Origin of the sequence: Euzebya tangerina (genome assembly GCF_003074135.1) — a bacterium.
Classification (GTDB): domain Bacteria; phylum Actinomycetota; class Nitriliruptoria; order Euzebyales; family Euzebyaceae; genus Euzebya; species Euzebya tangerina.
Genome location: NZ_PPDK01000005.1, coordinates 105,655 through 115,492 on the forward strand (window position 1 = coordinate 105,655; position 9,838 = coordinate 115,492).

Consider the following 9,838-nt stretch of genomic DNA (forward strand, 5'->3'; position numbering starts at 1 on the left):
CTATGGGTTGGGCAGCACCCGGGTTGGAGGTGCTAGACCGACACCTCGTCCGGGGCGGCCTCCATGGCCTCCTCGAACTCGTCGCGGGTCCGCGCCTCGACCTTGATCGAGGGGCCCTGCGACGTCGACATGGCGATCGACCGCATGTACCGACCCTTGGCCGAGGCGGGCTTCAGCCGGTGGAGCTCCTCCATCACGGCGTTGTAGTTGGCCCACAGCTGAGTTGGTGTGAACGAGGCCTTGCCGATCACCAGGTGCACGTTGCCCTGGCGGTCGACGCGGAAGTCGATCTTGCCGCCCTTGGCATCGCCGACGGCCTTGGCGACGTCCATCGTCACCGTGCCGGTCTTGGGGTTGGGCATCAGCCCACGGGGACCGAGGACCTTCCCGAACCGACCGATCTTGCCCATCTGATTCGGTGTGGCGATGAGAACGTCGAAGTCCAGATCGCCGGAGTCGATCATCTCGATGAGGGTGTCGACCCCGACGATGTCGGCGCCGGCCTCCTCCGCCTCGGTGGCCTTCGGGCCGTCCGCGAACACGGCGACCCGGTTGGTCTTGCCGGTGCCGGAGGGGAGGATGACCGAGCCACGGACCATCTGATCGGCCTTGCGGGGGTCGACGCCCAGTCGAACGGCGACCTCGACGCTCGGGTCGTAGGAGACCGTGCTGGTCTCGCGGACCAGTCGGGAGGCGTCAGAGGGGCTGTACAACCGCTCCGCGTCGATCTTTGCTGCTGCGGCCTGATACCGCTTTCCACGCTTTGCCATGGTTTCGCTCCCCTCTAGTCCACAACCACAAGACCCATCGAGCGGGCTGTGCCCTCGATGATCTTGGTGGCGGCGTCGACGTCGTTGGCGTTGAGGTCGGGCATCTTCATCTCGGCGATCTCCCGGACGGCGTCGCGGTTGATCTGGCCGACCTTGTTGCGGTTCGGCTCGCCGGAGCCCTTCTCGAGCTTGGCGGCCTTCAGCAGCAGCTTGGCCGCTGGCGGCGTCTTGGTGATGAAGGTGAACGAGCGGTCCTCGTACACCGTGATCTCGACCGGGATGACATTGCCGGCTTGCGCCTGGGTGCGCTCGTTGTAGGCCTTGCAGAACTCCATGATGTTGACGCCGTGCTGGCCGAGGGCCGGACCGACGGGCGGGGCAGGGGTTGCCTGACCCGCAGGGATCTGCAGCTTGATGAGGCCGGAGACTTTCTTGGCCATTAGATGTTCGCTCCTTCGTGGTGCAAGTGGACTCGCTGTCGCGAGCCCTCCCACAGTGAGGTGGTGGTCATGTCAGGGACTTACAGCTTGGCGACCTGTTCGAAGGTCAGCTCGACCGGCGTCTCGCGGCCGAAGATGGAGACCAGGACCTTGAGCTTCTCCTGGTCGGCGTTGATCTCGGAGATCGTTCCGGTGAAGTCGGCGAACGGGCCGGAGGTCACGCGGACGTTCTCGTCGACGTCGAAGTCGATCGTCGGCTTCTTGGCCTTGCCCTCGCCGTCGCCGGCCTCGTCTTCCTCCGGCTCGGCCAGGATCTTCTCGACCTCGTCGATCGAGAGCGGCACCGGCCGGGCGCCCGGCGGACCGACGAACCCGGTGACGGCTGGCGTGTTGCGGACGACGTACCACGACTCGTCGTCGAGGTCCATGCGGACCAGGACGTACCCGGGGAAGACCTTCTTCTGGACCTGCTGCTTCTTCCCGGCCTTGATCTCGACGGCCTCTTCGGTCGGGATGATGATGTCGTAGATCCGGTCGTCCATGTTCATGGACTGGATCCGGCTCAGCAGGTTCTCCTTCACCTTGGCCTCGTAGCCGGCGTAGGTGTGCACGACGTAGAACTCGCCTGGCAGGAACAGCGGGTTGATCCGCCGCTTCTTGGCGGGTGCCGCGGGGGTCTCGTCGTCGGCGTCATCAGCGCCGTCATCGGCGGCGTCATCGGCCTCGACGATCTCCGCCGCAGCGTCGTCGTCGGACTCCGCCGTGGTGTCCTCACGGGCCTCGGACGTGTCCTCGACGTCGGCGCCCGCCGCGCTCAGCAGGTCGTCCAGGTCGTCGGTCGGATCGTCGGTGGCGACGCCGCCGTCGTTGGTGGTGTCGTCGCTCATCCGAAGATCCAGAAGACGATCTGTCCGAACAACTGGTCCAGCCCGAAGATGAAGCCGCCCAGCACCAGCGTGGCGGCGAGCACGATCAGGGAGTACTGGACGACCTCGGTGCGAGAGGGCCAGGCGACCCGTCGAAGCTCGGTGCGAACTTCTCGGAGGAACTGGGCTGGCCCGACGCGGGTGTCGCTGGTGGGGCCGCTGTTGGTTGTGTCGCTCATTCGTGAACCGGTCGTTGGAATGGTCGGCGGCAGGATCAGATGCTGTGCTGTGAAACGCAGGGGCGGAGGGAATCGAACCCACGACCTTCGGTTTTGGAGACCGACGCTCTGCCAATTGAGCTACGCCCCTCGGACGCACCCGGCGGTTGCTGGAGTGCACTCCAAACAGACCCCGTGGGTGGGATGGGATCCACGAGTGTAGGGGTGTCGTGGCGCCGCGTCCATCGCGGACCACTGAGCAACATGTTGCATGAAGCCGCTGCGATCCAGGGTTCGTGCACCATGTCACATCATGGCGTCGCGACGTTGCCCGAACGGTTCAGGTGCCGAGCAGCCCGCCGGTCACATCAACCACCGCTCCTGTGATGTAGTCCGCCCCCTCGGAGGCCAGGAAGCCGTACACGGCCGCGGCCTCCTGGACGGTCCCGAAGCGACCCAAGGCCGTCGTGGCTGCGGCCATCTCGCGGACCGGTGTGGCCATGGCCGCGGCCCCCTCATCCTCCAGATGGCCGACCCGCACGGCGTTGACGCGGATCCCGTAGCCACCCAACTCTCGGGCCAGCGTCCGGGTGAGAGCGACGACGGCGCCGCCGGCAGCGGCGCTGGCGGAGCCGCCTGCCGTCGCGGTTGCCGTGGTCGCCGGGACGGTGAGGACGATCCGTCGAGGGGCTGGCCGGGCAAGCGGTCCGGGCTCCATCTCGGCTGCCGCGGCCGCCTGCATTGCGGGTGCCACACCACGGCAGAACGTGCGGCTGCTGGTCAGCAGCGAGTCGAGGACCAGGTCCCACTCCCGGTCGTCCTGGCTGACGAACGCCCGGTCCAGCGGGTGGAGGCTGGCGACGACGAGGACGGACAGATCCCCCTGCCGGGCCGCCAGTTCCGTGGCCGTGGCGGCGGTCTCCGGATCGGCAAGGTCCCCGGTCACCGATGCCCCGGCGTGCTCCTCAGCCGCAGCGGTGTGCCCGGAGGCCGGACGGCCGACGCCGACGACCTGCAGACCACGCCGCGTCAGCTCCTCGCCGACGGCCGCGCCGAGACCGGTCTCGATCCCGACCACGACGGCAACGGCCTGACCTATGAGCCGGCCCCAGCCTTCGGTGAGAGGACCATCGTCGCGAAGCGACCCTGCAAACCCGTTCGGCTGTCGACCTGGGCGACGTCGTCGAGCTCCTCGACGACCTTGTCGAGCAGGGCCAGGCCCATCTCAGGCCGGCGGAGCTCACGCATGCGGAACATGACCTGGAAGCGAACGGAGTAGCCGCTGGTCAGGAACTTCCGTGCCTGGCGGACCTTGGTGTCGAAGTCGTGGTCATCGGTCTTCGGCCGCAGACGGAGTGCCTTCTGACCTGTCGACTTCTGCTTCTTCCGAGCCTCGCGGGCGGCCCGCTCCTGCTCATACTGGTACTTGCCGTAGTCCATGACCTTGGCGACGGGCGGCTTGGCGTTGGGCGCCACCTCGACCAGGTCCAGATCGGCCTCTCGGGCGGCGTCGATGGCGATCTTCAGTGGTACGACGCCGATCTGATCGCCGGTCGGCCCGATGAGGCGCACTTCCTTGGCACGAATCTCCTGATTCGTCGCGAGTCGTTCAGCCACGTGTCTCCTTGCTCGGTGGGGATGTGTTGTGTTCGTCTCAGCCGGACGGGCCCCATCGTGACGTCTTGAACGCCCGACGTAAAGACCGACCCTGCCAGGGGTCGGTTGGCCGTACGACCGGAGTCGTACCAGAGCCTAGCCGTCGATCCCGCTGCTCACGTTCCAAGATGTTGACCAGATGGGCTCTCTCGCCCGGCGGGCGCTGCAGCTCGTGACCTCACCTGTCAAGACCTCACCTGCTGCGGAGTCGCGGATCTGGATGCGGCGCTGTCCCGTGCGTCTGCGCCGTAGCGCTGCGAGAGCCGGCGCAGACGCGACGCCAGGTCGCTGCGGCCCCGTTCGGTGGCGGCGTCAGCGGCAGCCGCCGCGCGACGGGACAGGGCGTCGAGTGTGCGTGCCCTGCGGGCGTGCACGAGCCTGTTGACCAACTCGTCCGCAGAGGGGGTGGGCAGCCGGACGCTGGCCGCCTGCCGCTGCCACTTCGTCATCTCCGCCTCGACGACCTGGTCGACCACCTCGTCGTCGTGGTCGCTGCGAAGCACCGCGATCACGACCGGCTGGGCGTGGGACCAGCGTCGCCAGCGGTGCTCGACCCGCTCCGCCATCGTCGTCCCGCTCCAGACCGGCACGATCACCGGGACGGCGACGACGACGGCCAGCAACCCCACGAAGAGCAGGGTGTTGCTGAGGCCCCACAGCTGCCCCGCGGAGAGGACCGCCACGCTGGTCGGCGCTGCGGTGACGACTGTCGTCAGGTCGACGACGTCCCGGCCAGGCCGAACGAGGCCCTGCCGCTGCAGCCACTGCAGTGGGCCGCGCACCGCCATGCCGACACCCAGCATCAGCGCACCCACCAGTGCCGTGAGGGCCCCTGCCGAGACCCACTCGCCGACGGGAACGCCCTCGGGGAGCGTGACCCAGGGAGCGACCACCACGCACACCGTCGCCACCGCCAGCGCGACGACGAAGAACACGAACGTCGTACCCAGCGCAGCGTAGGGGTGTCGGCGGACCAACAGCCGGCGTTCGCTGGCGTCCCAGACGTTCCAGATCAGCGTGACGAGCCACAGTCCGGCCAGCACGGCGGCGGCCAGCATCAGGACCCCGACGCCCTCAGCAGCGGCGCCGCTCACGTCCGGCGGGGACCACGACACCAACGGCAGCACGCCGAGAGCGGTCGCGATCACGTCGGTCCCACGAGCGGCGACGCTGTCCAGCCGATCACCGAACGCGAGGATCAGTCGGGCTGCGCCGGCGAGGGCGAGCCACCGGGACACGATGAGCCAGCGAACCCGCCAGCGTCTGCGGGGGACAGCCAGGTTCAGGCGCACCCCGTCCCACACGCTGCCCGCGTGGATCCGGGTGCCCACTGCCTCTGCCAGGACGTCGGCGACGAAGGGCACGAAACCATCGGTGTTGGACCAGTACGACCCATGGTCGGTCAGGAAGGCGCCCCGATTGACGACCTCGGACTCGATCAGATCCTCGCGACGTGTCCCATCCGGACGAAGCGGACCGTTGGAGACGGGGTCGTGACTGGCGTGTAAGTTCAGCCATCCCTGTGCGGCACCGACGGCGTTCGGCCATGAGTCCGGGACGTCGATGCGGACCTCCTTCAGCGCAGCCCAGATCAGCGCCCCACCCAGGACGACCAACGCCACGACGCCGATCAATTGGTCGCTGATGTCGCTCATCGAGCCGGCCGCGAGACGAACGGCGCCGGCCAGTACGAGGATGCCGAAGGTCGCGAGCCAGGACAGGTGCTGCTTCCCGTGGGCGAACATGGTCCTGATGCCGTGGAGCTTCCGCAGTCCCGACCCGAAGGTGACGAAGCGATGCAGGTTCGGGATGTTGGCTGATGTTGCAGCTTCATAGGCCACGGCCGCCCCCTGGGAGTGGGCGACGATCACGACTCGGTCGTAGGCCGCGGAGAGTTGGTGGAGGGAGCGTCGGACGCTTGCGGTGATCGCGGCTGCCCGCGTCGGGGATCCCAGGAGGACGAAGCTGTCGCCGACGGATCCGGCGAGGGCCGCCTGGACGCGGACCGCGATGGTCCTGATCCAGGGGATCGGCACGGCGCCGAGCACCAGCACCACGCCCATCAGCGCGACGAGCAGGGGCGTTGCGAGCAGACCGCACAGCAGCACCAGAAGAGCGACCACGGACTGTCCCAGCCCGAGGACCAGCCGGCTGGCACCAGCCGACCGCACAACTCGGCCGCGGGCACGGTCATAGACGGTGCGAAGATGGGTGAGCAGGACCCACGGCAGCACGGTCGTCGACCAGTGCACCACCTCGGCGAAGGAGGGAGGGGCGAAGGCTCGTGCCCACCAGCCCTCCTGGAACCGGACATCGGCCACTGCATCGCCGATCGACACGCGAGCGTCGACGTAGGACACGGCCCTGCTGGCGTCGTCGTCGTCCCGAAGGTGCGCGTCAAGCACGACGACGGGCTGATCGTCGGGCGCGGCGGTGTGGAGCCACTCGGTGAGGAAGGCGAGCAGCGCGTCCGCCCAACTGGTCACCGTGCGGCCGCGTTGCTGCTCGCCGATGCCGTGCACGAGCAGGACACCGACGGACGTGGTCGGCGGGGTCGCTCCCTCAACCTCGTCGGGCATGGACGCGCGCTCCTCTCTCCTCTGTGGAGGAAGAGGGGCGCGACCGCAGCGGTGATACAGCCGGCCCATCTCTGTGGCGTCGCACGGCGCCGATCTCAGATTCGCGCCGCGACGCGCAGCGTCCCATCGTCTATTCCTTGGGCAAGCGCGGGCGTTCCGAGGGCGAGCGCGGGCGCGAGTCTAGGTGGCTTGGACTCTGGCCTTGCGTGAGGTCCGGTACACACCTGGCGTAACGCCGACGTGGCGGACGAAGTGGCGGGTGAGGTGTGACTGGTCGAAGAAGCCCGCGTCGACGGCAGCGGTTGCGACGGGGACGCCGTCCAGCAGACGCTGACGGGCCAACTCGACCCGCCGGCCGATGACGTAGGCGTGTGGGGTGACGCCGAACGTCGCACGGAACCTCCGGATGAGGTGGGCCCGGCTGACACCGAGCGATCCCGCGATGGTCGCGAGCGGCACGCCTGACCGGATCGACCGATCCAGTCGCGCCCGGGCATCCTCCGCCAGGGCGTGGCTGGACCATCCTGGCGGAGGAGGTCCCCCGCCCGGCGCGAGCACGGCATCCAGACGACTCAGCATCGTGGCCACGGCCTCCTCTGCTGCCAACGCCTCGCGCGGGTCCGCCAGTGCCGCGAAGGCCCTCCCGAGGAGGAGCCGCAGCGAGCGATCAGGGATCGCACCGCCGTCGACCGCCAGGCCGACGTGGTCATCGCTCAGGACCGGAGCATCGAGGTACAGCGCCCGCTTCTTGAACGGGGCTCCCCGACCGGCCTGCCCATCGTGGGCCACGCCTGGCGGCAGCACCGTGACCGCCCCTGGTGCGGCAGTCCGGGAGCGACCGTCGATGCGGTACTCGACAACGCCCTCCTCCACCTCCAAGATCGTCCACCCGGTGTGCACGTGTGGCGGATAGGCGTGCGTCCGAAAGCGTGCCTGCAGCGCCTCGCGAACGCCGGGGACGTCAGGGCGCCATGCCGTGACCCACTCGCCCTCGGTCATGTCACAAACGTACAAGCGCCACGGATGGTCGAGGCGGCACGGTGCCCGCCATGGACTCAACTGACCCTCCCAAGATCGCCGTCGCCGTTCGTGAGGACCTGCCGGTCTGGCAGAAGCTCAACGTGGTCGCCTTCCTGACCAGCGGCATCGGCACCAGTGATGCTGAGCTGATCGGAGAGCCGTACGTCGACGGCGATGAGCGGACGCACCTGTGCATGCTGGCCCACCCAGTCATCGTGCTGTCCGGCGACGCCGCAGCGCTCGCCCGGGGCCTGCGACGCGCGACGGAGCGCGGCCTGGCCACGGCGATCTACGTGGAGGAGATGTTCGCGACGGGCAATGACGCGGACAACCGGGCGACGGTCAGGGAGGTGCCGACGGCCGAACTCCCGCTGGTCGGCCTGGCCGTCGTCGGCTCGCGACGTGAGGTCGACAGGTCGCTCGACCGACTGCGTCCGCATCGCTGAACAAGTCAGGCCGATCGCCGGCGTGCCCGATGGGCCGCATCACGGAACCAGCACGAGCTTGCCCACGAAGTCCTTCTCGAGGAAGCGTGCCTGGGCCCGAGCGATGTCGGTCAGAGAGAAGGACTCGGCGACGACCGGGGCGATGCCCCCCTGGACCGCGATCCGGGCCAACTCCGCGAAGTCGGCCGGAGTGTGCATGGTCGAGCCGATCAGGGTCCGATGGTGGAGATAGAGCCGCCGGAGGTCCAGCGGTACAACCGGCCCCGCGATGGCGCCCGCCGTGACCAGGCGGCCACCGTCTCGCAGACGATCGACCGCAGCCCCGAACTCCTCCCCACCGACGACATCGACCACCACGTCCACGAGTTCAACGGCGGCGAGTGAGTCGGCGCCCCGGAGTGAGACTTCGTCGGCCCCGGCCGCTTTGACCACGTCCTGCTTGCCATCACTGGTCCGGGCGACGACCCGGCAGCCCCGGTCGGCCAGGAGTTGGACCGCGGCCATTCCGACACCACCGGATGCGCCCGTGACCAGCACCCGCTCACCGGCGGCACAGCCGGCCCGGTTGATCATGCCCAACGCGGTTCCGTAGGCGGTGGGCACACATGACAGTTGGGCATCCGACAGGGGGGAGCCGGTCATGTCGTGCAGTTGCGCCTCAGCGCAGGCGTGGAACTCCGCGAAGCCCCCGTCGACCTCGCTGCCGACGATCTCGGCAGGCCGGTCGTCCTCGTAGCGGACCGCGGAGTCGACCAGGACCCGCCGGTCCAGCCAACGCTCAGGCACGTCCTGGCCGACGCTGTCGATGTAGCCCACGACATCGATCCCCTGGATGCGCGGGAAGTCCAACGGCACGCCACGCCATCCCGCGACCGCATCCGGATCCCCGGCCGTCCCGTAGGCGCCTTCTCTCGACCAGATGTCGGTGTTGTTGATGGCGGCTGCGGCGACCCGGACCACGACGTGACCTGGTTCCGCGACAGGGCGGGGCCAGTCCGTGCGAACCTCGATCTGGTCAGGGCCGCCGTGCCCCATGGTGACGGCTGCGGTCATCGTCCCGGTCTGCTTGGCCATGCGGCAACCCTCGCACACGGGCGCCGCCCGATCACGCCACGTGCCGGGGTTACGCTGATCCGCGCGCATGGCTACCTATCACGTCAACAGACCCGCGGTTGACAAGGCGCGTGCCATGATCGATGCCCGCCAGTACGTCCTCGAGTCGGACTGGGGTCGATCGCAGCCCGAGGCGGAGGCGGAGAACGAGTTCCTCGACCGTCACGACTGGGACAGCTACGCCGCGTGGCACTTGGGCCTCACCGAGGGAGCGACCGAGCAGACCAAGGCACGGTACGGCTTCGTCTACGGGGACTTCAGGCGTGTGCACCGCATGGGATTGGTGGCCTGCCGCTACCGCGCCGCCCAGTGGCACCACAAGTCGATCGAACTGGCCGCCCACGACCTGCTGCAGCACCTGGACGCCACGGCGTACGGCGCCTGACCGGAGCCTTCTCTCTCCCCGGCCGGTTTGGAACTTCGTGAGCCCCGACCGGCCGGTGCCCGACTGAGCGGGAGTGGAGGGTCTGGCGGAGGGAGGGACCGGTGGTCCTCAAGGCGCGGAAGCTCAAAAGCCCATGCTGGAGCGCCCAGGATCACCGGGCCCGACCGCAGCCAGACCCGGAACCAGAGCTACTCCAGGATCTTGGTGACCCGGCCGGCCCCAACGGTGCGGCCACCCTCACGGATAGCAAACCGCTGACCCTCATCCAACGCGATGGGCTGGATCAACTCCACCGTCATCTCGGTGTTATCACCCGGCATCACCATCTCAGTGCCACCCGGCAAC

Annotated in this window: 12 protein-coding genes and 1 tRNA gene; 2 read left to right on the plus strand and 11 right to left on the minus strand. The window is 68.5% G+C overall.

The genetic code is table 11. The features are described 5' to 3' along the window. Positions 1-32 precede the first annotated feature (32 nt). The 9 genes from rplA to C1746_RS21715 all read right to left on the minus strand — a co-directional run bounded on the left by rplA (position 33) and on the right by C1746_RS21715 (position 7,528). Positions 33-770, minus strand: coding sequence for a 50S ribosomal protein L1 (gene rplA, locus C1746_RS21675; protein WP_116716878.1), 738 nt, complete (start codon positions 768-770; stop codon positions 33-35). Between the two features lie 14 nt (positions 771-784). After that, positions 785-1,210, minus strand: a complete 426-nt coding sequence (gene rplK, locus C1746_RS21680) for a 50S ribosomal protein L11 (RefSeq protein ID WP_116716879.1) — start codon at positions 1,208-1,210, stop codon at positions 785-787. A gap of 80 nt (positions 1,211-1,290) precedes the next feature. Further along, on the minus strand, positions 1,291-2,097 hold the full coding sequence (gene nusG / locus C1746_RS21685) for a transcription termination/antitermination protein NusG (RefSeq protein ID WP_116716880.1): 807 nt from the start codon (positions 2,095-2,097) through the stop codon (positions 1,291-1,293). After that, a complete protein-coding gene (gene secE / locus C1746_RS21690) occupies positions 2,094-2,315 on the minus strand; it encodes a preprotein translocase subunit SecE (RefSeq protein ID WP_116716881.1) in 222 nt (73 codons plus the stop codon). Before secE ends, nusG begins: the two co-directional genes overlap by 4 nt. Positions 2,316-2,372: 57 nt before the next feature. Then, positions 2,373-2,445 (minus strand) — tRNA-Trp (locus C1746_RS21695). A gap of 189 nt (positions 2,446-2,634) precedes the next feature. Continuing rightward, the gene (locus tag C1746_RS21700; RefSeq protein ID WP_162868084.1) at positions 2,635-3,372 is read right to left on the minus strand and encodes an SDR family NAD(P)-dependent oxidoreductase; all 738 of its coding nucleotides are present in this window, start codon (positions 3,370-3,372) and stop codon (positions 2,635-2,637) included. A 17-nt stretch (positions 3,373-3,389) separates the two neighbouring features. Beyond that, positions 3,390-3,911, minus strand: a complete 522-nt coding sequence (gene infC / locus C1746_RS21705; protein WP_162868085.1) for a translation initiation factor IF-3 — start codon at positions 3,909-3,911, stop codon at positions 3,390-3,392. A 224-nt stretch (positions 3,912-4,135) separates the two neighbouring features. Further along, a complete protein-coding gene (locus tag C1746_RS21710; protein WP_116716884.1) occupies positions 4,136-6,529 on the minus strand; it encodes a hypothetical protein in 2,394 nt (797 codons plus the stop codon). A gap of 180 nt (positions 6,530-6,709) precedes the next feature. Continuing rightward, the gene (locus tag C1746_RS21715) at positions 6,710-7,528 is read right to left on the minus strand and encodes a helix-turn-helix transcriptional regulator (RefSeq protein WP_116716885.1); all 819 of its coding nucleotides are present in this window, start codon (positions 7,526-7,528) and stop codon (positions 6,710-6,712) included. A gap of 50 nt (positions 7,529-7,578) precedes the next feature. Here C1746_RS21715 and C1746_RS21720 point away from each other — a divergent pair, with 50 nt between their 5' ends. Further along, positions 7,579-7,995, plus strand: coding sequence for a DUF2000 domain-containing protein (locus tag C1746_RS21720; RefSeq protein ID WP_116716886.1), 417 nt, complete (start codon positions 7,579-7,581; stop codon positions 7,993-7,995). 39 nt (positions 7,996-8,034) lie between these two features. Here the strand turns inward: C1746_RS21720 and C1746_RS21725 are convergent, their stop codons facing one another. After that, entirely contained in the window at positions 8,035-9,069 is a 1,035-nt protein-coding gene (locus C1746_RS21725) for a zinc-binding dehydrogenase (RefSeq protein WP_205712048.1), read from the minus strand. A gap of 67 nt (positions 9,070-9,136) precedes the next feature. Between C1746_RS21725 and C1746_RS21730 the strand changes: the two genes are divergently transcribed. Further along, positions 9,137-9,493: a hypothetical protein gene (locus tag C1746_RS21730; RefSeq protein WP_116716887.1), complete on the plus strand. Its 357-nt coding sequence runs from the start codon at positions 9,137-9,139 to the stop codon at positions 9,491-9,493. 188 nt (positions 9,494-9,681) lie between these two features. Here C1746_RS21730 and C1746_RS21735 read toward each other — a convergent pair. Beyond that, the coding region (locus C1746_RS21735) for an EF-Tu C-terminal domain-related protein (protein ID WP_476702727.1) at positions 9,682-9,838 on the minus strand (157 nt) is incomplete at its 5' end.